Here is a 23,114-nt window from a genome sequence, read left to right as displayed (position 1 = left end):
GCGATTGAGCGCCTGCTCGCGGAAAGACTCAGCGGATCGGCTGCGGCTCCCGCGCTTGCGTACCTGTGTCGGCGACGGCGTTGGCCTCGGCCAGCAGTTCGGCGAGCTGCTCCGGGTAGACCGCCTGTCCCGCGGCCACCAAAGCGGCGATGTCAGAAGCGTCACACCACCGATACCCGTGGATGTAGCGGCGCTCGAGCGCAGTGCGGCCGGTGGTCGACAGGTCGAACCGCTTGGTGCGGTACACAAAGAACAACTCGTGGCTGCGCACGACGGCATTGTTGAAATCCAGGATCGCGTCGCGCCGCCACACCGGGCCGATCATGTCCGCGGGGTCGGCCCGCAGCCCGGTCTCCTCGAACACCTCGCGTGCCGCCGCAGCGCGCAAGTCCTCTCCGGGGCGAATCTGACCTCCGACCGTGAACCACCAGGTGGGTGCGTCGCCGTCGCCGCGCGCCGGATCCGACCCGCAGAACAGCAGCACGCGCCCGTCCTCGTCGAGCAGCACCACTCGCGCGGACGTGCGCACGGTCACCGCACCGTCGTCGCCGTCGGCAACCTGCGCGCGCTCCGCGATCTCGAAATACGTTGGCAGCGGCGCCCTTCCGCCAAGCCGCAGCCACCGCACCGCACGCCGCTCGCGTAGCGCCAAGGTGTCGCGGACTGCGTCGTTGTGGAATCGGCGGGCCAGCAGCACGCGAGCCTCAGCGTCGGCGAGCTCCGCGATCAAGGCCGGCCGCAGGACCGCGGTGTCGACCATCGCGAGCTCGGCGGACAGCTCGTTCTCGGCGGTCTCGCGCGCGGCCCGTGGCGCGCGTTCGGCGGCGTCGGCCAGTGCGGTCAGCCGCCGCCCCCGCTCGCTGTTGCCGTATGCGTCCGCGGCCACCGCCCGCGCGACCACCGCACGGCGCGCCAGTGCGGCGTCCAGCGCCTGCCAGGACAGGTCGTAGCGCACGTGCAGGCGGTCCAGCCGGTTGGCGGTCTGGTACGCCCACACCGCGACGACGACGACCACCACCAGCAAGAGCGCCGCGGCCGCGACGAGCCAGACGGTCAACTGGCCACCTCGACTTTGGCGCCCGTCGCGGCGACGGTCTCGTACACGCGCATGATCTGTTGGGCCACCACAGACCAGTCGTAGCGGCGCACCGCGACCCGGCCAGCCGCGACGTAGCGCTCCCGCAGCGCGTCGTCGCTGAGCACCTCGATCAAGCCGGCGGCCAGCGCGTCGGCGTCATCCACCGCCACCAGCCGGCCCGCCTCGCCGTCGCGCAGCACCCGGCGGAACGCGTCGAGGTCGCTGGCCACCACCGCGGTGCCCGCGGCCATCGCCTCGACCAGCACGATCCCGAAGCTCTCACCGCCCGTGTTGGGGGCGCAGTACACGTCGGCGCTGCGCAGCGCGGAGGCCTTCTCCGCATCGTCGACCTGGCCGAGGAACCGCAGATGGCCGGCCAGCGGACCGGCCTCCTCGCAGAGTTCGTCGGCGTCGCCGCGGCCGACGACCAACACCTGTACGTCCGGGAACTTGTCCACCACCGCTGGCAGTGCACGCAGCAGCACGTCCATGCCTTTGCGGCGCTCGTCGAACCGGCCGAGGAACAGCACAGTCTTGCCCGGGCGTGGATAGCCTTTTAGCAGAGGGGCACTCGCGAACGACGCGACGTCGACGCCATTGGGGATCTCCACCGCATCGGAGCCCAGCGCCTCCATCTGCCACCGCCGCGCCAGGTCCGACACCGCGATGCGGCCCACGATCTTCTCGTGATACGGCCGCAGAATCCCTTGGAACACCGACAACGTCAGCGACTTGGTGGTGGACGTGTGGAAGGTGGCGACGATCGGGCCTTCGGCGGCCTGCAGCGCGAGCATCGACAGGCTGGGCGCGTTGGGCTCGTGCAGATGAAGCACGTCGAAGTTGCCCTCGGCCAGCCAGCGCTTGACCTTGCGGTGGGTGGCCGGGCCGAACCGTAGCCGCGCGACGGAGCCGTTGTACGGGATCGGCACGGCGCGGCCACCGGAGACGACGTAGTCGGGCAACTTGACGTGTGACGACGACGGCGCCAGCACGCTCACCTCGTGGCCGCGCGCGCGCATCACCTCGGCCAGCTGCAGGACGTGCGACTGCACGCCGCCCGGAACGTCGAACGAGTACGGGCACACCATCCCGATGCGCATCAGGAAGTGTCTCCCGGGGCAGCAAGCCGCGCCCGTCGCTCGTCGGACAGATCCGCGAGCCACAGCGGCTGCAGCATGTGCCAGTCCTCGGGGTGCGCAGCGATGGCGACGGCGAACTGGTCGGCCAGCGCCTGCGTGATTGCGCGGACGTCACCAGAGCTCACGTCGAGTTCCGGGTTCACGCGGATTCCCCAGCCGTCGCCCTCGAACCAGCAGTGCGCGGGAAACAGTGCCGCGCCCGTTTCGATGGCCAGCCGCGCGGGCCCGGCGGGCATGCGAGTGGGCTCACCGAAGAACTCCACCGGCACGCCGCTGCGGGTGAGGTCCCGGTCGGCCATCAGGCATACCACGCCGTTGGCGCGCAGTCGGTCGACCAGCACTTCGTAGGGCGGCCGCTGACCACCCGACAGCGGAAGGACTTCGAAGCCCAGGGTTTCCCGGTAGGCGATGAACCGGCGATACAGCGATTCGGGTTGCAGGCGTTCGGCGACCGTGGTGAAGGTCCCGCGGTTCTGCACCAGCCACACGCCGGCCATGTCCCAATTGCCGCTGTGTGGCAGCGCCGCCACCGCGCCGCGACCGGCGTCCAGCGCCGAGAACAGGTTCTCGATCCCCGGCACGGACAATTCCCGGCCGATTTTGGCGTGGTCCATCGACGGCAGCCGGAACACCTCACGCCAGTAACGTGCATACGACGCGAGCGAGGCACGCATCAGCGCGTCAGGCACCTCGGGCGGCGGCACACCGATCACCCTGGCCAGGTTCTTGCGCAGCTGATCGGGACCGCCGCCCAGGGAGGCGTAGAACGCCCCCGCGTCAAATGTGCTGCGGGCCAAGGCATCCGGCATCGCGCGGACCACCCGCCAGCCGGCGGCGAAGCCCCAGTCGGTGACCTGCTGGCTCAGCTTGAAGCGCCGGTTGGGGATGAGCCGAGGTCTGGCCGGCGTCGGAATCACGGCTCGCTTTTCTCCCGGTTCTCGATGGTGTCGGTCGCCCCCGCAGACGACCGCACGGTGTGCAGCCGCTGAGCCACGGTGATCAGGCTCGCCGCCGCCAGCACCCACATCGCGATCGGCAGCGCCCACGGCAGCGGGAAGAACGGCAAGTCCGACAGCCCGGCACCCGTCAGCACGATGATCAGCCGCTCCGGCCGTTCGATGAGCCCGCCGTCGCCGCGCAGTCCGGTGGCTTCGGCGCGGGCCTTGATGTAGGAGATCACCTGCGAGGTGACCAGGCAGATCAGCGTGGCGACTGCCAGCGACGGGCTCTCCAGGCCGAACGCCGCCCACCAGAGCAGGCCGCAGAACACCGCGCCGTCGGCGATCCGGTCGCAGGTCGCGTCGAGCACCGCCCCGAATCGGGTTCCGCCGCCACGTACCCGCGCCATTGCGCCGTCGAGCATGTCAGCGAGCACGAACAGCCAGACGGCGACGGCCCCCCACCACAGCTCGCCGATCGGGAAGAGGGTCAATGCGCCGATCACCGAGGCGGCGGTGCCGATGATCGTCACACTGTCGGGGGTCAGCCCAATCCGCAGCGCGGCCTTGGCCACCGGCGTCGAGAGCTTGACGTACGCCGCGCGTGTCATCAGGTAGAAATTGCTCACCGGTCCACCCCCCGTCGCTACGCCTTCTCGGACTGTTTCGCCCATTCGGTGGCCAGCAGCTTGCGGGTGTCGCGCAGCAGCTGCGGAATGGTCTTGGTGCCGCCGATGATCGTGATGAAGTTCGCGTCACCCACCCAGCGCGGTACCACATGCATGTGCAGATGCTCGGCCAGCGAGCCGCCCGACACCTTGCCCAGGTTCAGCCCGACGTTGAAACCCATTGGCCGAGACACCGCCTTGATCACCCGAATAGCCTTCTGCGTGAACGCCATCAGCTCCGCGCTCTCGGCCTCCGTGAGGTCTTCGAGCTCGGAGACCATCCGGTATGGCACCACCATCAGATGGCCCGGGTTGTACGGGTAGAGGTTGAGCACCGCGTACACATGCTCGCCGCGGGCCACCACCAGGCCCTCTTCGTCGGACAGCGTCGGGATGTCGGTGAACGGTCGCTCGGCCGCGTTGTCCCGCTTGACCGGCGCCTCGGCAATGTAGTTCATCCGGTACGGGGTCCACAGCCGCTGCAGGTGGTCCGGCTCTCCGGCACCGCGGTCGACGATAGTCTTGTCGCCTTCGGCCGCTTCGCTCACGGCTTCACCAGATCTGCTGTGGGAGAGGCATTTTCGCGCCGCTTCACCCAGTCGACGATCGCGTCGACCGCTTCGGCTGCCGGCACGCCGTTGAGCTGGCTGCGATCGCCGAACCGGAAACTCACTGCGCCGGCCTCCACGTCGCGATCGCCGGCCAGCAACATGAACGGCACCTTCTGGTTGGTGTGGTGCACGATCTTCTTGGCCATCCGGTCGTCGCTGGTATCCACCTCGGCCCGAATGCCGCGCGATTTCAGCTGCGCCACAACATCTTGCAGGTATTTCGCATGTTCGTCGGCAATCGGGATACCGACCACTTGCACCGGTGACAGCCACGCGGGGTACGCCCCGGCGTAATGCTCGGTGAGGATGGCGAAGAACCGCTCGATTGAGCCGAACAGCGCACGGTGGATCATCACCGGCCGCTGGCGCGTGCCGTCGGCGGCGGTGTATTCCAGCTCGAAGCGCTCGGGAAAGTTGAAGTCCAGCTGGATCGTCGACATCTGCCAGGACCGGCCCAATGCGTCGCGGGCCTGCACCGAGATCTTGGGCCCGTAGAACGCCGCGCCGCCCGGGTCGGGCACAAGCTCCAGGCCGGACGCCGTCGCGACGTCGGCCAGCGTCGACGTCGCTTCCTCCCATGCCTCGTCGGAGCCGACGAACTTGTCCGGATCCTTGGTGGAGAGCTCCAGGTAGAAGTCGGTGAGCCCGTAGTCGCCGAGCAGTTCCAGCACGAACCGCAGCAGTGAGGCCAGCTCGTCGCGCATCTGCTCACGCGTGGTGAAGATGTGCGCGTCGTCCATCGTGAACCCGCGCGCCCGGGTCAGGCCGTGCACCACGCCGGATTTTTCGTAGCGGTAGACGGTGCCGAACTCGAAGAGCCGCAACGGAAGTTCCCGATATGAGCGTCCGCGCGCGCGATAAATCAGGCAGTGCATGGGGCAGTTCATGGGCTTGAGGTAGTAGTCCTGGCCCGGTTTGCGCACAGTGCCGTCGTCGTTGAGTTCGGCGTCGAGGTGCATCGGAGGGAACATGCCGTCGGCGTACCAGTCGAGGTGGCCGGACGTATGAAACAGCTGCGCTTTGGTGATGTGCGGGGTGTTGACGAAGTCGTAGCCCGCCTCGATGTGTTTGCGCCGCGAATACTCCTCGAGTTCGCGGCGCACGATGCCGCCCTTGGGGTGGAAAACTACCAAGCCCGAACCGATTTCGTCGGGAAAACTGAACAGGTCCAACTCGGTGCCGAGCTTGCGGTGGTCACGCCGCTGTGCCTCTTCGATCAGCTGCAGGTGCCGCTCGAGCGCTTCCTGCGATTCCCACGCCGTGCCGTAGATGCGTTGCAGGCTGGCGTTGTTCTGGTCGCCGCGCCAGTAGGCCGCGGAGCTGCGGGTGAGCTTGAACGCCGGGATGTAGCGCGTGGTCGGGATGTGCGGGCCGCGGCAGAGATCGCTCCAAACCGCTTCGCGCGTACGGGGATTGAGGTTGTCGTAGGCGGTCAATTCGTCGCCTCCGACTTCCATCACCTCGGGGTCGCCGGACTTGTCGTCTACGAGCTCGAGCTTGTACGGCTCGTCGGCGAGTTCTTGGCGCGCCTGCTCTTTCGACTCGTACACGCGGCGGGAAAACAGCTGCCCCTCTTTGACGATCTGGCGCATGCGCTTTTCCAGCGCTTCCAGATCCTCGGGGGTGAACGGCTCGGCGACGTCGAAGTCGTAGTAGAAGCCGTCTGCGATCGGCGGCCCGATTCCGAGCTTGGCATCAGGGAACATGTCCTGCACCGCTTGGGCCAGCACGTGCGCCGCGGAGTGGCGGATGACGCTGCGACCCTCTTCGGTGTCGGCGGCGACGGGCACCACCTCGACGTCGGTGTCGGGTGTCCAGCTCAGATCGCGTAACCGGCCCTCGGCGTCGCGCACCACCACGATCGCGTTCGGCTCGCCCCGGCCGGGCAGCCCCGCGTCGCGCACCGCCGCCCCCGCGCTGGTCCCGGCAGGCACCCGAACCGGGGCTGCAGGGTTGACACGTGCGGCGGCAGTCATCGCGAAATCTCCAGTCTCGACAGTGTTCGATCGCGCACCATGCTATCCGTGGGCGCAGTTACGCCCCCACGCCGATCGGGCTGCGCAACAGCTCCGATTCGATGCCCAGCAGCGCCGCCGCCCAGCCGATTGCGCCGACAAGCCACAGCGTCGCCAGCACCACCGCGGTGGTGACGGCCACGCCGACGGCCCGCACCCACAGTCCTTGCCGGCGGAACCACTCCATCACGGTGTTGTAGCGGTCCCGCGCGAACGTCAGGACCCGCCGCGCCCACACGAATTCGGTGGCCAACACACCGAGACCCAGGAACACGATCGCCCAGCCCGGGCCGGGATAGGGAATCGCAAGCACCCCGACCGCGAGCACTGCCACGCCGACGACGGCGACGCCGCTCCGGTAGAGGAAGTCCGCGGCCGGGCGTTGCCGCAGTCTCTCGCGGCCGCGCGCGAGCTTGTGCTTCATGGCTGCCCCGGTCGCAGCCGAACGAACAGCGCCTCGCCGTCGGCGAGCACCGTGTCACCGTCGGTCAGCTGCCCTTCGACGAAAATCTTCCGTCCGTCGACCCGTTCGATTCCGGCGTCGACGTGCAGTTGCTTCTCCACGGGGACGATTCGGCGGTAGTTGACGTGCAAGAACGCGGTGCGCTGGTACGGGCTGCGGGTGAGCTTGGCGGCGGTGTAGCCCAGCAGCGAGTCGAACAGCATCGCGATCGCCCCGCCGTGGGCGGCGCCGTTGCGGCCCAGATGGAACCGGCGGAACCGTGCGGTGCCGCGCACGCGTCCGTCGTCGGTCTTCTCGAGTTCTGCCGGTATCTGCAGGACGTTGCCGCGGCTCGGCAGGTCGAGCCGACGGCCCGACGGCGACGACCATTCGTCGGCCCAGTACGGGGCCAGCAGTGCGTTGACGTTTTCGATCAGTTCGGCCGCGCGGGTGATGACGTCGTCGGGCGCGTCGGCCGCCTTCGCGTGGTCCTGGAGATCGCGGACGGCGTCGATGAACCGGCCGTAGTCCGGGCCGCCTTTGGTGGTGGGAACCGGCGGGTTGAACCCGCCGCCGGGGTGCTCGTCGACTCCAGTGGCCACGCGGTCACGCTACTATCCGAGCGTTGCAGGGCCCTGTCCGTCCGGGGGCCAGCTGCCCACGTCGTCTTCCAGCGGAACAGCGAGGCTCTGCAGGATCGAGGCGACCATGCGCCATGCCGCGATGGCCGTGACCAGTTCGACGAGCACCGCGGGATCACCGCCGAGCTCGCGTTCGCAGCCCGACCAGCTGTCCGCGCTGACCGCACCGTCGCGTACCACGTCGTCGACGGCTGCGAGCACCGCCCGCTCCACAGGCCCAAACCCCTTGTGCGACGCCCAGTTTCGTACACCGACGAGGTCGTCGGCCGAGACGCCGAGCCGCGAGGCGACGCGCCAGTGCTGCGTCCACTCGTAGTCGGACGCGGTGAGCCAGCCGATACGCATGATCGCCAGTTCGCGCAGCCGCGTGTCGAGGCAGCCGTGCCAGAGCATGGTGGCCAGCAGGTCGTTGAGGGTGCGGGCCAGCCGGGGATGGTTCAGCAGCACCTGGAAGATCGACAGCTCGGCCATGTAGTCCGGCACGCCGGCCTCATCGGCGGCGGCCTTGGCCTCCTCGACCGACAGGCGTGGTACTCGCGATTCGGTCACCGCGTCACACCCGTCAGTCAGCGATGCTGCTGAGCGCGTCGAATTCCTCGTCGCTCAACGTGATTCGGGCGGCGGCGACGTTCTCCTCGAGATGCGCGACCTTCGACGTGCCGGGGATGGGCAGCATCACCGGCGATCGTTTCAAAAGCCATGCCAGCGCCAGCTGTGAGGGGGTGGCGTGATGGTCGGCGGCGATGCGCTGCAGCGGCCCGTCGGTGGCGGCCAGCGGACCAGCGGCCAGCGGAAACCACGGGATGAAGCCCATGCCCTCGGCCTCGCAGACCTCCAGCACGGGTTCGGCGGTACGGGCGGTCAGGTTGTACATGTTCTGCACCGACACCACCGTCGCCACTCGCCGCGCCGCGTTGAGCTGCTCGACATCGACCTCGGAAAGGCCGATGTGGCGGACTTTCCCTTCCTGCTGCAGGGCGGCCAGTTCGCCGAGTTGCTCTTCGAGCGGGAACTTCGGGTCGATGCGATGCAGCTGGAACAGGTCGATGGTCTCCACGCCCAGCCGGCGCAGACTCGTCTCGCACTCCTGGCGCAGATATGCGGGGAAGCCGAGCGGACGCCAGTCGTCAGGCCCGGGGCGTACCAGACCCGCTTTGGTGGCGATGACCAGACCGTCGGGATACGGGTGCAAGGCCTCGCGGATCAGCTCCTCGGAGACGTGCGGACCGTACGAGTCGGCCGTGTCGATGAAGTTGACGCCCAGGTCGACCGCCCGGCGCAGCACCCTGATGCATTCGTCGCGGTCATCGGGCGGCCCCCATACGCCTTTGCCCGTCAGGCGCATGGCGCCGAAGCCGAGGCGGTTGACGGTCAGGTCGCCGCCGAGAGTGAACGTTCCAGATGCTTGAGCGACAGTGTCTGTGGTCACTTTCTCGACCGTACGCCCCTCGCGAAACGCCAGCGAAACCGATGATGGTAACCATGAAATTCGCGCTGCCGCTGCCCCACACGATCGAGCTCAAAGCGCTGACACAGCCGTGGGAGTACAGCGTCACGGGCGCGGATCAGGCCGCCGTGGCCCGGCGAGCCGAAGAACTCGGCTACGAGATGATCGTGGTCCCAGAGCATTTCGTGGTACCGCAGGCCCACGTCGAACTGTCGGGGCCGCACTACTTCCACTCGACGGTCGCTCAGGCATTCTTCGCCGGTGTCACGCGCCGCATCCAGATCGGTTCGGCCGTCACGCTGCTGCCACTGCAACATCCGATCGTCATGGCCAAAGCGCTGGCGACTGCCGACTGGCTCAGCGGCGGCCGGATCAGCGTCGCGTTCGGTGTGGGCTGGGACGCCGAGGAGTTCCGGATGCTCGGGGTGACGTTCCACGAACGCGGACGCATGGCAGACGAGTACCTCGCCGCGATCATCGAGTTGTGGACCAGCGATTCGCCGAGCTTCGAGGGCGAGTACGTCTCATTCAAAGAGGTCGCGTTCGCACCAAAGCCGTTGCAGCAGCCGCATATTCCGGTCTGGATCGGCGGTGACGCACCGGCCGCACTGCGCCGGGCAGCCCGTTTCGCCACCGGCTGGTTTCCCTTTCTGACCCCACCGGCGCAGATCCCCGCGAAGCTGCACTACCTCAAGTCGCAGCCGACCTTTTCCGGCGGACCGTTCGAGGTGGTGTACGGGCTGGGGACGTCTCTGGTCGGCGAGGGCCACGTCGTCGTCGACGACCCGACCCAGCAACCCGGCATGACCGCACCGGAGATCATCGACCGGCTCGGCTGGTTCGCGAGTCTGGGCGTCACGATGACGAGCGTGCCTATCCCACCAGTGCGCGACGTCGACGCCTACCTCGACTACGCGCAATGGGTGATCGAGGAGATCAAGCCTAAAGTTCCGTGAATGGACCTGGCCCGGCTGCGCGCGCTGCCCTTCACCTACCCCGATGTAGGCGCCACCCGCGGCCGACTGCCCGAGGGCTATCGGCACGTCAGCGAGTCCGCGCGGATCGGCACCGGCCGGCAGCGGTTCGAGGAGGCGGCGGCCAAGGTGATGCGGTGGGGGATGCTGCGCGGCGCCGGGGCGCGCGTGACGCCCAGCACCGAGATCGCTGACGTCGGTTCGGTGGTGGTGGTCCGGCTCGGACCCGTGCGAGCACCGTGCCGGGTGGTGTACGTGCTTGACGACGAGAACCGCCGCGGGTTCGCGTACGGGACGCTGGCCGGGCACCCCGAGTCAGGCGAGGAGCTGTTCGCGGTGCGATTCGATCCGACCGACGGTGCCGTGTACGCCGAGGTGGTGGCGTTCTCCCGGCACGCGACGTGGTGGAGCAAGGCAGCCGGACCGGTCACGTCACTTGTGCAGCGCATCGTCACCAAGCGCTACCTGGCGGCAGTGTGACGCAATGGCCTCCGGTGTTGCATCCCGCCGCGTACGGTTGACGCCGTGAGCGAGCCGCTCGAGGCCCACAGCGCGTACCGCCGCATCGCGGAAATCGTCCGTGCGCTCCACGACCGGCCCGAAGCCGACTCCGACACCGTGATCGCCGAGCTGGCCGAGCACGCGGCGGCAGAGATTCCCGGCGCAAAGTACGCCGGCGTCACCGTCACCACCAACCGCAAGCGGGTGGACACCCCGGCGGCCACCCACCGCTATGCCGTTGTGCTCGACCAGATCCAGCAGCGTCACCAGGAGGGGCCGTGTCTGGCCTCGGCCTGGGAGAAGCAGACGTTCCACATCGCCGATCTGCAGGAGGACTTCCGCTGGCCGCGCTACCGCAGGGACGCGCTGGCCGAGACTCCGATCCGGTCGATCATGGCGTTTCAGCTGTTCATCGCCGACCAGTCGATGGGCGCCCTGAACGTCTACGCGGAGGAACCTCACGCGTTCAAAGACGAAAGTGAAGAGGTGGGCCTGATCTTCGCCACGCACTCGGCCGTGGCGTGGAATTCGGCCCGCCGCGACGAGCAATTCCGCCAAGCCTTGGCCAGCCGGGACGTCATCGGGCAGGCCAAGGGCATGATCATGGAGCGCTACGGGATCGGACCGGTCCAGGCGTTCGAGATGTTGCGCAAGCTGTCGCAGGACTCCAATGTGCCGTTGGCCCGCATCGCCGTCGAACTCGTCGAGAAGTCACGCCCGACGGCAAGTTAGCGTGGATACCCTCGGGCGGTTTCACACGGGGGAAAGGCTTTGATGGCTCAGGGGCTGGTGGTGCTGTTCGCGCTCCTGGCCGCTATCTGCATGGCGATCGGAATCGTGGTCCGGCAGCGCGCCACGTTGGAGGTGCCTGACGACCAGGGCATCAGCACCACCATGGTCAAAACGCTGCTGCGCAAGCGGTTGTGGTGGATCGGCACCGCGGTGGCGGTGGCCGGCTATCTGTGCCAGGCGGCGGCACTGGCTCACGGTTCGCTTCTAGTGGTTCAGCCGCTGCTGGTGTCGTCGCTGTTGTTTGCGCTGCCGCTATCGGCTCGGCTGGCCGGCCGCCGCGTCACACCGACCGAATGGGCGTGGGCCGTGGTACTGACGGTGGCGCTGGCGCTGTTCGTGGTGATGGCCCGTCCGCGACCGGGTCTTTACCGCGGCCAGGAATTGGCGTGGTCGGTGGCCACCGCGGTGATCGCACCGATCGTCGTGCTGTGTGTGGTGGTGGGAGCGCGCTCGGCCGGGCGACGACGCGCCGTGCTGCTAGGGGTCGCGGTAGGTGCGCTGTTCGGCGTGATCGCGGTGCTGACCAAGCTGGTGATGTTCGAGCTGGCCGAAGACGGCCCACAGGCCCTGCTGAGGTTGCCGTCGTTGTATTTGCTTGTGACCCTTGGTGTTACGGCCATGCTGCTGCAGCAGTCGGCGTTTCACGCCGGCGCGCTGCAGCTGTCGGTGCCGACGATGCTGGTGCTGGAGCCGGTGGTCGCCGTGCTGCTGGGCGCGCTGGTGCTCAACGAGCACCTGAGCGTCTCGGGGTATGAAACCGTGGCGCTGCCGATCGCCGTCGGCGCGATGGCGGCGGCGACGATCGCGCTGGGCCGCGACGAAGGCGCTTATGAAGAGCAGCTGGAGGCCGAGCTGACGCATCGGGTGGGCTCGTCGTCGCGCCCCGCGTCGCGGTAACGATCTGCCATGATTTGCAGGTGAGCGGCACCGAGGAGTCGCGCGCAGGCACGCAATTCGGCCCGTACCGGCTGATCAGGCTGTTGGGCCGCGGCGGCATGGGTGAGGTGTACGAGGCCGAGGACACCGTTCGCGAACGCCGGGTGGCGTTGAAGCTGATGTCGAGGGCCTTTTCCGCTGATCCGGTGTTCCGCAAGCGGATGCAGCGCGAAGCCCGCATCGCGGGCCGGCTGCAGGAGCCGCATGTGGTGCCGATCCACGACTTCGGCGAAATCGACGGGCAGCTGTTCGTGGACATGCGTCTGATCGAAGGCACCGATCTGGGCTCGCTGCTGAGCCGGTTCGGCCCGCTGGCGCCGCCGCGTGCGGTGGCGATCATCCGCCAGATCGCCTCAGCGCTGGACGCAGCACACTCCGCCGGGGTGATGCATCGTGACGTCAAGCCCGCCAACATCCTGTTGACCGGCGACGACTTCGCGTACCTGGTCGACTTCGGCATTGCCAGTGCCACCACGGACGAGAAGCTCACCCAGCTGGGCGCCACGATCGGAACGTGGCTGTACATGGCACCCGAACGGTTCACGGCGGCCGACGTGACGCCGGGCGCCGACATCTACGCCCTGGCTTGCCTGCTGTACGAGTCGCTGGTCGGGTCGCCGCCGTATCCCGGCACGGGTCCTGCGCTGATGTCCGCACATCTCACCGCGCCCATTCCCCGGCCCAGCGCGGTACGGCCCGGGATTCCGTCGGGCCTGGACGACGTGATCGCTCGCGGCATGGCAAAAAATCCTGCCGATCGCTACTCCACAGCGAGCGACCTTGCGTTGGCCGCGCATCACGCTTTGAGTGCACCCGATCAAGACCGCGCGTCCGACATCTTGCAGCGCAGCCAGGTGACGACGCTGCCGCAGATTCCGCAAGGCACCGACAGGCTGACACCTCCGTCAAGCGCGTCCACGCCTCCCCCACAGGTCGCCACCCCGCCACCGCACTTCGCCACGCCTCCCCGGAACTTCGCCGCGCCGCCACCGCCGTATCCGGGCGCGCCGCCGTGGCCGGCCCAACCGCCTACGATGTGGGCCGGGCCGCAACCGGCTGTGCCGCAACAGTTTTGGGGGCAGCCGCCGGCCCCGCCACCGAGGCGCAGCCACACCAAGTGGGTGCTGGCGGCCGCGGCGGCAGTGATCGGTGTCGTGATACTGGTCGCGGGCCTGGTGCTGTGGCTGACGCGATCGCCCAACCTGCCCGCCAATGCCGTCGACCTGCAAGTGCTCGACGACAGTGTGTCCGTCGGCGCGCCTAACACGCCGAAGACGCTCGACGTCTTCAACGAACCGATCTGTCCCGCGTGCGGCGAGTTCGTCAGGTCATATGCGGACGACCTGCGGACCGCGATCGACGAGAAGAAGGTCACCGTGCACTATCACCTGCTGAACTTTCTCGACGACGCGTCGCCGAGTCGTGACTACTCCACCCGGGCGTTGGCAGCGTCGCTGTGCGTCGCATCGGCGAACGACCCGAAGCTCTACACCGACTTCTACGCCCGGTTGTTCGCCAGCGACTTCCAGCCGAAGGAGAACGGATCCACCGATCCGTCCGACTCGAAGCTCGCGCAGCTGGCCCAATCGCTGGGCGCGTCCGGAGATGTCAGCGATTGCATTACCTCCGGCCAGAACCTCGGTGCGGCAAAAGCCAAGGCCGACAACGCTTACGACACGCTTCAGAGGCTGATGTCAGAGCCGGGTACGCCGCAGGTCTTCGACGGTACGACCCGCCTGGACACCTCCGATTCGTCGTGGCTGGACAGTCTGGGTTAGCCGCTCAGTGCGCCGGGCGTCCGGGTGTGAGCAGCGGCAGGCCCGCCCCGATGGGCAGCGCCGAGTTGACGGTTGCCGGCCAGGCGGTGCCTTCACAGACGAGGTCGTGCGGCATCGCCAACTGCTGAGGCAACAGCTGCGGGAACGTCGGCAGGTTCGACAACGTCGACCAGTTCAGCTGTGGCGACGGCATGGCACCGGTCGTGCCCGGGATGGCGGAGGGTGTGGTGGCTGCCGTGGGCAGCAGCAGCCCTGCCACGCCGTTGGCCGGCGGCGCCGCCGCCGCGCCCGGGAACAACGGAGCAGCGGCCGGGAACAACGGGGCAGCGGCCGCCGCGGGCGGAGCCGCCTCCACCACACCAGCTTCCGGGGTGATCGCAGCCGCGGGGGCGCCGGGCCCGAGCTCCTGCGCGGCGGTCGCGACGGAGCTGACGGCGGTCCCCGGGATGCTGGCGAGTTGAGGCCCCGAGTCGTGCAGCGTCTGGAGAAGGGTCTCCGCCACGCTGGCCGGCGGCGCCACCGGCACCGCGTTGACCTGCGGTGGAAGCGCGTCCATGACGCTCGGGATCGGTGCCGCCGGAATTCCTGCGACCGCTGGCGGAACGTTCACCGCAGCCGGCGCGGGCGGGACCGCTGCGGCGGCGGGAACCGGCGGAGTGCCGGCAGCCGCGGGCACGGGCGGGACAGCCGCTGCGCCAGGCGGCGTGGCGGCGACCGCGCTGGCTGGCGGCACCGCCGCCGCGGCCGGGACCATCGGGGCGGCGACGGCCGCGGGAGCCCCTGGTGCGGCGGCCGCCACAGGCGGCGTCCCGGCGACGATCGGGACAGGCGGAGCGCCGGCCACGATCGGGATCGGCGGGGTGGTCACCGACGCGGGCAGGCCCGGTGCGGCGGCGGCCGCAGGAGGAGCGGGTGCGACGACGGCTGCCGGCGGAGTGGCGGCGGCCGCCGGGACAGGGGGTGTCGCGGCCGCGGCCGGTGCGCCCGGGACGGCAGCGGTCGCCGGTGGCGCTGGAACAGCCGCGGCGGCCGGAGGTGCGGGAACCGCAGCCTCGGCGGGAGGAACAGGTACCGCTGCCGCCGCGGGCGGAGCGGCCACCGGGACCGGCGGCGCCGGAACTGCAGCAGCGCCCGGCGGGGCGGGCAATGCCGCAGCGCCCGGAGGCGCGGGCAATGCCGCAGCTCCTGGCGGCGCCGGCAACCCCACTGGAGCCGGTGGAAGGGCCGCGGCGGCAGGGGTCAGCGGAGCGGCTGCCGGCGCGGGCGGACCGGCGTCGACGATTCCCGCGGGCGGGGCCGCAGCGGCCCCCTCCGCGGGCGGAGTAGCGGCAGCTGCTGCTCGTGACGCCTCCTCGCCCGCTGCTGACGCACCTTGACCAGCAGCACCCGGCGCCGCGCCGACACCCGGGCCACCTGCCGATGGCCCTTCGGTCGGCGCAGAAACGACGTCAGACTGCGGTGACACCGCGGCGGCATCGGCAGGAGGTGTCGCTGCGGCGGCTTCGGCAGGCGGAGCCGCCGCCGCGGCGGGTGCTAGTGGCGCGGCTTCTGCGGCCGGCGGCGCGGGCACCGCGGCCGCAGCTGGTGGAGCCGGGACAGCGGCCTCGGCCGGTGGTGCCGGCACAGCTGCAGCGGCGGGCGGAGTAGCCGCGACGGCTCCACCCGGTGGAACCGCAGCGGCGGCGGGAGGAGCCGGGACCGCGGCAGCAGCCGGCGGTGCGCTCTCGACGGCGGCCGCGGGTGGCGTGGCAGCAGCGGCCTCACCGGGCGGAACTGCCGCAGCGGCCGGCGTGACGGGCGCGGCAGCAGCAGCCGGCGGCGCCGGCACGGCCGCCGCTGCCGGAGGTACGGCGGCGGCGGCCTCGGCGGGCGGAACCGCCGCAGCGGCTGGAGTTACCGGCGCGGCGGCGGCCGCAGGAGCGCCCGGGATAGGAATTTCCATCGGCGGAATGGCACCGACGACACCTGCGGGCGGGACGGCCCCGACGGCCGGGACGCCGGGAGCAGCGGCTGCTGCCGGCGCTCCCGGAACGGCCGCAGCGGCCGGTGGTGCGGCCTCGAGCGCTGCCGCGGGCGGTGCGGTGACCGCAGCTTCGGCGGGTGGGGCCGCCGCTGCGGCGGGCGCACCCGGCACGGCAGCGGCAGCCGGGGGTGCACTGTCGACGACGGCCGCGGGTGGGGTGCTGACTGCGGCCTCGGCCGGCGGAGTCGCGGCAGCTGCCGGCGGCGCCGGGACGTTGGCCGCCGCGGGCGGTGCCGGAGCGGTGGCGGCCGCCGGTGGGACGTTGTTCACCACCGCGGCCGGCGGTGTCGCGGCGGCGGCTTCGGCCGGCGCACCGGGCACCGCCGCTGCGGCGGGGGGCGTGCCAGCGGCGGCTGGTGGCGTCGCCACCGCGGCTTGGCCCGGTGGCAAGCCTTCGACGAGGCCCGCTGGGGGCACGGCAGCCGCAGCCGGGGACAGCGGCGCGGCCGCCGGCACCGGCGGCAAGGGTGCCGCGGCCGGCGGCAGGACGTCCGCGGCGCTCGCCGCGAGAGGCGCGGTCGCAGGCGCGGCCGGTAGCCCCGCAGCTCCCGGCGCGGGTGCAGGGCTGAACACCCCCGGTATGGCCGGCGGCCCATTCTTGACCGCCTGCGGCAGGTTGGCCGGCGAGGCAGCAAGGTCTTGCAGCAATGCGACGCACGGCACGCCCGGAGTCGTAAACGTCATCGGGCTCGCCGTCGACTGAGGGCACAGGGCCAGAATCGCCCAATAAGCTCCCGTCGTCGCACAGGCGATCATCGCCATGCGATTTGTGGTCCGTGACATGTCTCCCCAGATTCCCTTGTCGCCGTCTTTGCTCGCGGCCGAACGTAACGCGGCGCCGCCCAATTAGCCGGAGCGACAATTGGTTTTATGGAAACGATGCGAAGGAGAGGCGCAACGGTGACCGCACGTGTCGGTCGCGCGGCAACCGTCGAGCGTCGGACCGTCAGCGTCAGCGCCTCCGTCGACGTGCTACCTGTCGAAAGTGCTTGAGGCACAACGCGTTTCGTGCGCGACAACAGTTCCGGTCACAACCCGTACTGGTCTTCGGTGATCCCTAGCCAGATCTGCGCGGCGTCGATTGCGACCTTTTCGCTGATGAACGCATGTTGAGTGCCGGTGTACATGTCGCGGAAGGCGCGCTCGAGGCGGCTGCCCTCGCGGATCGCTGTGGTGCCTGCGGCCAGATGAGCCCATTCCACACAGGCCCGCGCGGTGTCCGTCGCGTAAACGGCGGCGACCCGCATGTCGGCCCGCATCCGAGGCGTCAGCTCGCTACCGGCGGCAACCGCCGCCTCGGCTGCAGTAAACGCGTCGAAAACCAGCAGACGCGCGGCGCGCCACGCCGCAACGTGGTGCGCGAGCCCCTTCTGGAACGTCGGCCGACTAGCCAAGGTGGCCATGTCGCTCATCCGCACCTTGGTGGCCGCGAGTTCCTCGACGTCGTCGAGCATGCTCTTGGCCACGCCCAGCGCCCACGACGCGTGACCGGCGGCGGTGACCGACATCAGCCCCATCCGGCTGGCCGGGGCTGAGCCTCGGCACGGCTCCCGCGTGAACAACGGCATCGTCCTGTGCTCCGGCACGAAGACGTCCTGCGCGTTGTAGTCGTAGGAGCCGGTGCCTTTGAGGCCTTGCACGTGCCACCCGTCGGTGAAGGTGATCTCGTCGCGAGGCACATAGGCCACCAGAAGCTCGGGAACACCCTCGCTCGCCCATCGCGGCTGGCCGTCATCCATCGGAATGAAACCGGCGGCGATGTATGCCGAATGTCCGGTGCCGGATCCGAAGTTCCATGCGCCGCTGATGCGGTAGCCGCCGTCGACGACGATCCCCTGTCCGTTGGGAAAGAACTGGCCGCCAAGGGCGACGCGGTTTCCGTTGGCGGTGAACACCTCCGCGAAGCCGTCATCGGGGAGATAGGTCGCGGCGGCGAACGCAGACGGCAGGTTCGCTATGCCGATCCAGCCGAAAGACCCGTCCTGCCAAGCCATTTCGATCCACGTCTCGATCATCTCGGCGAAGGAAGGCTCGACACCGCCGGCCGGCGCGGGGTTGAAGGCAGTCAGCAGCCCACTGGACCACATCGCGTCGACGATCGCCGGGGACAGCGTGCGCAATCGCTCGGATTCGGCGGCCTCGGAAAGCACCAGCTCGCGCATCCCGCGGGCCAGATCAACCACACGCACGTCGTGCCCCTTCGTCTTCAATTGCTACGGCATCGGAATCGGGTCGAGCGGGTTTCCGGGCGCGATCGACGAGCAGTTCTGCGGCGCAGCCACACCGGCGAAGCGCTGCTTGAGCCAGCCGATCGCTCGCGGCAGCCACACCGGAACGCTCCAGATGTGACTGAGCGCGTCGTACTGCTCGTAGTGCACTGGAGTGCCCGCCGCGCAGTAGTGCAACGCCAGTGTCCGCACGTCTCCGGCGATCATCACGCCGTCACCAGGGCCGATGCCGGTTTTGTCGCCCGGTGTGCCCTCGAGATCACCGTTGGCGCCCTGGCCGATGAACAGTGGAATGGTCGGGGTGCCACCGGTGCCCATGATCAGCTTGTTCGCGTGCTCGACGTAAAGGGCCATGGTTTCGGGGGTCGGGAAGTCGTTGCTGACGAGGTCCGCCCAGGTGAGGCCCGGGTAGTGGCGCAGTACGTTGACGATCGACGCGGACTTCATCTCGTGGAACACCTTGACGCCGAATGGCGTGAGGTACGGCGTGAAATCGATGCCGAAGGCGCGCGCGATGCCGACAAGCGCCATCGGCATGACGCCGGCCCAGAAGCCGGTGCCTTCGACGTAGTGAAGATTGTGGGCCGGATGGACGAGGACACCGCCGATGGCGGCGCCGACCAGGCGGGCGTTGACGTCGGGCGCGTACGTCGGGGCCAGCTCGGCGGCCCACTCGGTTGCGATGGCGCCGCCGGAGTAGCCGATCATCCCGACGCGCGCGTCGGCGGGCAGGCCGACGGCCGGTGAGTTGAACGCGGCGCGAAGGGAATCCAGGGTGTTCATGCCGTACTCGGGGCCGGCGGCGAAGTCGGCGCGCTGACCTTCGGTGTCGGGGACGACGACGGTGTAGCCCTCGGCAAGGAGCGGGCCGAACACCGTGGCCTCGACGCTGGTCACCAGGCCGCCGAGGGTGAAGCCACCGGAGATCGCGTAGGAAGGCTCGTCGTTCTGGTTGAGGGAGTCGTAGGCGGACTGGTAAGAGATCACCCGCGTGTCGCTGAGCTGAATCAGCGGGCGGATGACCGATGTGACGTTGACGGTGGCAGTGCGGGTCTGGCTGGTGGAGCGGTAAAGCAGCTGCGTGGTTTCCAGCAGCGTCGGGAAGCCGAAGATGTGGTACGGGAAGCTGCGGGTTTTCAATACTGTGCCGGGGGCGATCTCCTCGAGCGGTTTGTCGCCCGTGTAGGAGTAGAACGGATCGTCCTTGGGTTGCGGCACGGCTAGGGCCGCTCGCGGAACGCCACTGGGTTGCCACAGTGGTGCAGACATCGGTTCTATGGTGCACCAAGCAGGGTGGTGTCTTGCTACGACTGGCGAAAGTGGTTGAAGCGGAAGGCTTTTCGGTGACCGCATATAGCCTGTTTGGGCTCGCCAACGATATTTGAACCGCTGAAGCCCTTTCGGCAAGCAAGAAACGCAAGTAGACCACCGGATTCGGACAGGCAGTGCAAGAACAACGTGATACGCGGGGACAAAACGCTGGCCAACCACCACGACGCACCAGCAACCAGGGCGGGTGACCCCCCACGCCGCGCACCAGCGCCCCCGTGGCATAGGCGCTGCCCTTGCGTACGCAGCGGCGCTGTTGGGGGTGCGTCGCGCGTTCAACGTTGGCTCGTTTGACCGTTATCGACGTTCGGTGCTGGCAGGAATTGGTTGTCGCAGCAGCGGCATTCTCGGCGGTTCGACGACCGGCCCCAAATCCAGGGTGCCGACGATGCAGCGCAATTCGTCGCTCGGATGGAGAAGCACGCACCGCACTGCGCGCCACCGTGGCTGGGCTGGTGAGAACGGCAAACGAACGCGTCGCGCCGATGGACAATCTCGGCAATCGGCGCCAACGTCGCATCGCACAGCGCCAGCTAGCCGCGTACCTTCGTGGTGACGACGACCAGATGCCCGAGGGTCGACCGGACGTCTAGGGCACTCTCCGCGGCCATCATCGCGGCTCGCATCTCGTCGTCGACGACCGCGCGGTGTACCGCTCCAAAACCGGGACGGCGACCGGGGCGCAAGCGGATGCATCACGAAGCCCGCGCCATCAACTTTGGCGCCTAGACGCTTTTCGGCGACCGCATTTTGGGCAGCCGTGCCCGCCCCCCGCTCGGCTGTACACATAGGCCGCCCAGCTGTGCCCGCAGGCGGGACAGATCCACCAAGCCCGCTCACCGCTACCTGCTGTCACGTCCTCAGGAGTCAGCGCGCCGTTCTTGTCTGGATCCCATTGCGCCGCAATATCGGGGTGCACGGTCGCGAGAGACTTGTCGACCCGTCGCCGCTTGATGTAGCTGGACGCCTCACTGCTGCCCCACGGTTGGTCGGTCGTGAGGTAGTTGTGGTACTCGGCCGCGTCGAAGCCGAGACTCTCGAGTTTCGTGAGGACTGCCTTCGCCCGCATGACTTCACTTGAGAAGAGTGGCACTACGACGTCGTGCTTGCCGATTGGCGGCAGGTCTTCGCGCACACGGATCACGGTCCAGTTCTGCTCGACAAGCATTCGCGTCTTGCGCTCGTCCTTCACGACGCTATCTGCCAGCTTGTGAAATCTGTTGCCATCAAACTCAATGACGACGCTCCAGGCTGAGCACACCATGTCGCATTGCAGCACCCGTGCAGATGCTTCGTGGATGACTTCCTGGGTAGGGTCGATAGGTACCCCGGCCGCGAGTAGTTCATGTCGAAGCCGTATTTCCTCAACGCTTGTTCCCCAGAGCGTGCACTTTGGGCATCCCCGAGCTTTGCGTCGGTTGTTGATCATGGCCTGCCACTCGTGACGTCGGTCGCAGAGCCACCAAACTGTCTGACCGCTGTTGGCCGTGACGTCCGAAGGGCGGAGCGCACCGTTTCGGGTGGGATGCCACTGCGCGGCGATACCGGGATCACGTTCGGCGAGGGACTGTCCCGGTTCTGCGGCGCCGAAGTAGATCGCTCGCTGTCGGTCGGCGCAGGCGCGGCATCCGTGACCGTTTGCGCGACTGTATATTCCGGCTTCCCACTCGTTGCCGCACGTCGAGCATTTCCACCAGGCCTTACGACGGCTCTTGGCTGCCACCTGCTCAGGCGTTAATGGTGCGTTGCGTGTCTGGTGCCATTCTGCGGCGAGGGCGGGGAACCTCTCGGCGAGTGAGCCTCCAAGCTTGGGCGTGGCATTCGCGCGCCCGGCTCGGCGCCGACCGCATCGCGGGCAACCGGCGCCGCCTCTGCCGCGACTTTGGATGATTGCGTCCCATTCGTGTCCGCATGTGCGGCATAGCCACCAGGCTCTGCGATTGCTTGCTCGTCCGACCCTGTCGGGAGTCAACTCGCCGTTGCGTGTCGGGTGCCATTCGGCAGCTGCCTCGGGAAAGCGGTCTGCGAATGAGTCACCGGGCCGCGGCAAGCCTGTCGTCGCCTTGCTTGGCGGCGGTGGTTTCACAGCGCCAGAAGTATGAGAGCGGCCGCGGAGCGCGCGACCGCGAGCGGCATACGAGCACGGCGGACACTGAGCCCCTGATGCGCGATTGCCGATAGACGCCTGCCACTCATGCCCGCAATTCGCACACAGCCACCACGCCTTATCCTTCCGGGAAAAGGCGACATCGGCTGGCGTTAGGCTGCCATTTCGTGTCGGATGCCACTCCGCGGCCACGGTGGGGTTTTTATCGGCGAGTGAGTTGCCTGGCTTGGGTACAGCCATAGCCCTGCTCGCACATTTCTTGCACGATGCACCGTTAGAGCGATTCGAAACCTGCACCTGCCACTCGTTCTGGCAGATGTGGCACAGCCACCACACCCTTTTATTGCTTGCGTAGCCGACGTCGGCTGGCGTCAAGTCTCCGTTCAATGTGGGGTGCCATGCTATCTCGGAAAGCTTCTCGGCTAAGGACTCGCCTGGGCGCGGGGCGCCCTTTGCCCTTCCTGCGGCGATGCGCCCGCAAGACGGGCAGCCATGACCGCCGCGCGTTCGACTGTTGACGCGCGCTTGCCACCTGTTGCCACACTTCCCGCAGACCCATGCAACCTTTCTTTTGCTGCCGGGGGTGATCATCGCCGCAGTCAGCGGCTCGTTCGGCCCTGGGTCCCATTCGCTCGCGACTTCAGGATATTGGGCGGCGAGCGAGTTATCGCCGCTCGTTTGCTCGGTTGTCATGCATTTTCTGACTTTGCTGCGGGGTCTAGTTGTTCACCACCAGTAGAACATCCGGACCGATCTCATCACGTCCAGAACGGTGGCCACGATGTTGACCGCTTGGGCGACGCCGGTCGGGTCGGCGCAGCGAGGGCCGCGGCCGCCGCGCACCGCGGCGGCTCGACGGCGCAGCGAACCGACCGGATCAGCCGCAGCGCGGACGTCGAACGACACCTGCCGGCGACCAGTCGAGCGTCCACCCACGCAAGGCCCGACAACGCGTTCTCGGCGTCAAGTTGGCCGGGCGAGGTCTGGAGCACGGCGCGAAACGCGGTGCTGCCGGTCGCGTCTTCCGCTGCCTGGACGAGAAGTTCGAGTGCGGCGGGTCGACCGGCGCGCTGCCGATAGCGGTCGTCATGCATCGAAAGTAAACCGATCGTAACGAATTACAAACGGCTGCAAGGCAGTTCGTACATATGTCGCGAGCTTCGCAAATGCCCGAATCAGGCATATGTCTGGATGGTGCAAAAGTCGCGCCCCCGACGGCATGCCGGATGCGGGTCCGCTCCGGCCAGCGGTCGCTGTCATGGCCGCCGCACAACATCTGGCACGCATCTGGCACGCATCCACCATCGAAGCCTTAAAGGGCGTTGACGGCTCTTCGGATTGCAGCGGGGTCTGGCGGGTTTTGCAGTCGGCGTTTCGTGATGTGGTTGGGAACGAAGGTGCCTCAGTCTTCGAAGCGTGACCATCAAATCCAAAAGCACCTTCGTTCGTTACGAGCCTAGTCAGATA

The 23,114-nt window shown here is 68.3% G+C and carries 20 protein-coding genes and 1 pseudogene; 5 read left to right on the top strand and 16 right to left on the bottom strand.

Annotated elements, in window-relative coordinates; genetic code table 11:
- Window positions 1-28: 28 nt before the first annotated feature.
- Genes AC5Y4N_RS15745 through AC5Y4N_RS15700 form a run of 10 tightly spaced genes read right to left on the bottom strand, consistent with a single transcriptional unit; the run spans window position 29 to window position 8,961 of the window.
- Window positions 29-1,057, bottom strand: coding sequence for an NUDIX hydrolase (locus tag AC5Y4N_RS15745; protein WP_499912401.1), 1,029 nt, complete (start codon window positions 1,055-1,057; stop codon window positions 29-31).
- Entirely contained in the window at window positions 1,054-2,178 is a 1,125-nt protein-coding gene (locus AC5Y4N_RS15740) for a glycosyltransferase family 4 protein (RefSeq protein ID WP_499912403.1), read from the bottom strand. The genes AC5Y4N_RS15745 and AC5Y4N_RS15740 overlap by 4 nt, the downstream gene beginning before the upstream one ends.
- Window positions 2,178-3,134 (bottom strand): phosphatidylinositol mannoside acyltransferase, encoded by a 957-nt coding sequence (locus AC5Y4N_RS15735; protein ID WP_499940527.1) that lies wholly within the window; start codon window positions 3,132-3,134, stop codon window positions 2,178-2,180. The genes AC5Y4N_RS15740 and AC5Y4N_RS15735 overlap by 1 nt, the downstream gene beginning before the upstream one ends.
- Complete coding sequence (gene pgsA / locus AC5Y4N_RS15730) at window positions 3,131-3,784, bottom strand: phosphatidylinositol phosphate synthase (RefSeq protein WP_499912407.1); 654 nt, start codon at window positions 3,782-3,784, stop codon at window positions 3,131-3,133. The genes AC5Y4N_RS15735 and pgsA overlap by 4 nt, the downstream gene beginning before the upstream one ends.
- A gap of 17 nt (window positions 3,785-3,801) precedes the next feature.
- Window positions 3,802-4,371 (bottom strand): ATP adenylyltransferase, encoded by a 570-nt coding sequence (locus AC5Y4N_RS15725; protein WP_499912408.1) that lies wholly within the window; start codon window positions 4,369-4,371, stop codon window positions 3,802-3,804.
- Entirely contained in the window at window positions 4,368-6,410 is a 2,043-nt protein-coding gene (thrS, locus tag AC5Y4N_RS15720) for a threonine--tRNA ligase (RefSeq protein ID WP_499912410.1), read from the bottom strand. The genes AC5Y4N_RS15725 and thrS overlap by 4 nt, the downstream gene beginning before the upstream one ends.
- Window positions 6,411-6,468: 58 nt before the next feature.
- Window positions 6,469-6,873: a TIGR02611 family protein gene (locus tag AC5Y4N_RS15715; protein ID WP_499912412.1), complete on the bottom strand. Its 405-nt coding sequence runs from the start codon at window positions 6,871-6,873 to the stop codon at window positions 6,469-6,471.
- Window positions 6,870-7,493: a PaaI family thioesterase gene (locus AC5Y4N_RS15710; RefSeq protein WP_499912414.1), complete on the bottom strand. Its 624-nt coding sequence runs from the start codon at window positions 7,491-7,493 to the stop codon at window positions 6,870-6,872. The genes AC5Y4N_RS15715 and AC5Y4N_RS15710 overlap by 4 nt, the downstream gene beginning before the upstream one ends.
- A 12-nt stretch (window positions 7,494-7,505) precedes the next feature.
- Complete coding sequence (locus AC5Y4N_RS15705; RefSeq protein ID WP_499912416.1) at window positions 7,506-8,081, bottom strand: carboxymuconolactone decarboxylase family protein; 576 nt, start codon at window positions 8,079-8,081, stop codon at window positions 7,506-7,508.
- Window positions 8,082-8,094: 13 nt separating this feature from the next.
- A complete protein-coding gene (locus tag AC5Y4N_RS15700; protein ID WP_499912418.1) occupies window positions 8,095-8,961 on the bottom strand; it encodes an aldo/keto reductase in 867 nt (288 codons plus the stop codon).
- Between the two features lie 53 nt (window positions 8,962-9,014).
- Between AC5Y4N_RS15700 and AC5Y4N_RS15695 the strand changes: the two genes are divergently transcribed.
- Genes AC5Y4N_RS15695 through AC5Y4N_RS15675 form a run of 5 tightly spaced genes read left to right on the top strand, consistent with a single transcriptional unit; the run spans window position 9,015 to window position 13,960 of the window.
- Window positions 9,015-9,935 (top strand): TIGR03619 family F420-dependent LLM class oxidoreductase, encoded by a 921-nt coding sequence (locus AC5Y4N_RS15695; RefSeq protein ID WP_499912420.1) that lies wholly within the window; start codon window positions 9,015-9,017, stop codon window positions 9,933-9,935.
- Window positions 9,936-10,433: a DUF1990 domain-containing protein gene (locus tag AC5Y4N_RS15690; RefSeq protein WP_499912421.1), complete on the top strand. Its 498-nt coding sequence runs from the start codon at window positions 9,936-9,938 to the stop codon at window positions 10,431-10,433.
- 45 nt (window positions 10,434-10,478) lie between these two features.
- The gene (locus AC5Y4N_RS15685; protein WP_499912423.1) at window positions 10,479-11,186 is read left to right on the top strand and encodes a GAF and ANTAR domain-containing protein; all 708 of its coding nucleotides are present in this window, start codon (window positions 10,479-10,481) and stop codon (window positions 11,184-11,186) included.
- Between the two features lie 39 nt (window positions 11,187-11,225).
- Complete coding sequence (locus AC5Y4N_RS15680; protein WP_499912425.1) at window positions 11,226-12,143, top strand: DMT family transporter; 918 nt, start codon at window positions 11,226-11,228, stop codon at window positions 12,141-12,143.
- Window positions 12,144-12,163: 20 nt separating this feature from the next.
- Window positions 12,164-13,960 carry a serine/threonine protein kinase PknE gene (locus AC5Y4N_RS15675; protein ID WP_499912427.1) on the top strand — a complete coding sequence of 599 codons (1,797 nt, stop codon included), beginning with the start codon at window positions 12,164-12,166 and terminating at the stop codon, window positions 13,958-13,960.
- A gap of 4 nt (window positions 13,961-13,964) precedes the next feature.
- On the opposite strand, the gene AC5Y4N_RS15670 is transcribed toward AC5Y4N_RS15675, so the two are convergent.
- The 6 genes and pseudogenes from AC5Y4N_RS15670 to AC5Y4N_RS15645 all read right to left on the bottom strand — a co-directional run bounded on the left by AC5Y4N_RS15670 (window position 13,965) and on the right by AC5Y4N_RS15645 (window position 22,553).
- On the bottom strand, window positions 13,965-16,667 hold the full coding sequence (locus tag AC5Y4N_RS15670) for a hypothetical protein (RefSeq protein WP_499912428.1): 2,703 nt from the start codon (window positions 16,665-16,667) through the stop codon (window positions 13,965-13,967).
- A 344-nt stretch (window positions 16,668-17,011) separates the two neighbouring features.
- Window positions 17,012-18,145 (bottom strand): acyl-CoA dehydrogenase family protein, encoded by a 1,134-nt coding sequence (locus AC5Y4N_RS15665; RefSeq protein WP_499912439.1) that lies wholly within the window; start codon window positions 18,143-18,145, stop codon window positions 17,012-17,014.
- 51 nt (window positions 18,146-18,196) lie between these two features.
- On the bottom strand, window positions 18,197-19,480 hold the full coding sequence (locus AC5Y4N_RS15660; protein WP_499912430.1) for a lipase family protein: 1,284 nt from the start codon (window positions 19,478-19,480) through the stop codon (window positions 18,197-18,199).
- A 772-nt stretch (window positions 19,481-20,252) separates the two neighbouring features.
- Window positions 20,253-20,819: a zinc-ribbon domain-containing protein gene (locus tag AC5Y4N_RS15655; protein ID WP_499912441.1), complete on the bottom strand. Its 567-nt coding sequence runs from the start codon at window positions 20,817-20,819 to the stop codon at window positions 20,253-20,255.
- A gap of 117 nt (window positions 20,820-20,936) precedes the next feature.
- Window positions 20,937-22,340: pseudogene (locus AC5Y4N_RS15650) on the bottom strand (zinc-ribbon domain-containing protein); the annotation flags it as partial.
- Window positions 22,341-22,373: 33 nt separating this feature from the next.
- Window positions 22,374-22,553, bottom strand: coding sequence for a hypothetical protein (locus AC5Y4N_RS15645; RefSeq protein WP_499912432.1), 180 nt, complete (start codon window positions 22,551-22,553; stop codon window positions 22,374-22,376).
- Window positions 22,554-23,114 lie beyond the last annotated feature (561 nt).

The sequence above is a fragment of the Mycobacterium sp. NGS19 genome (assembly GCF_059813155.1).
Note: the sequence above shows the minus strand (reverse complement) of the source record. Positions and strands in the feature narration are given on the sequence as shown.

Excerpts from the sequence above, each read along its gene's own strand:
- AC5Y4N_RS15690 (WP_499912421.1), top strand. The coding sequence starts at position 9,936 with ATGGACCTGGCCCGGCTGCGCGCGCTGCCCTTCACCTACCCCGATGTA.
- AC5Y4N_RS15670 (WP_499912428.1), bottom strand. The coding sequence starts at position 16,667 with ATGACGTTTACGACTCCGGGCGTGCCGTGCGTCGCATTGCTGCAAGAC.
- AC5Y4N_RS15695 (WP_499912420.1), top strand. The coding sequence starts at position 9,015 with ATGAAATTCGCGCTGCCGCTGCCCCACACGATCGAGCTCAAAGCGCTG.
- AC5Y4N_RS15665 (WP_499912439.1), bottom strand. The coding sequence starts at position 18,145 with ATGCGCGAGCTGGTGCTTTCCGAGGCCGCCGAATCCGAGCGATTGCGC.
- AC5Y4N_RS15715 (WP_499912412.1), bottom strand. The coding sequence starts at position 6,873 with ATGAAGCACAAGCTCGCGCGCGGCCGCGAGAGACTGCGGCAACGCCCG.
- AC5Y4N_RS15740 (WP_499912403.1), bottom strand. The coding sequence starts at position 2,178 with ATGCGCATCGGGATGGTGTGCCCGTACTCGTTCGACGTTCCGGGCGGC.
- AC5Y4N_RS15660 (WP_499912430.1), bottom strand. The coding sequence starts at position 19,480 with ATGTCTGCACCACTGTGGCAACCCAGTGGCGTTCCGCGAGCGGCCCTA.
- thrS (WP_499912410.1), bottom strand. The coding sequence starts at position 6,410 with ATGACTGCCGCCGCACGTGTCAACCCTGCAGCCCCGGTTCGGGTGCCT.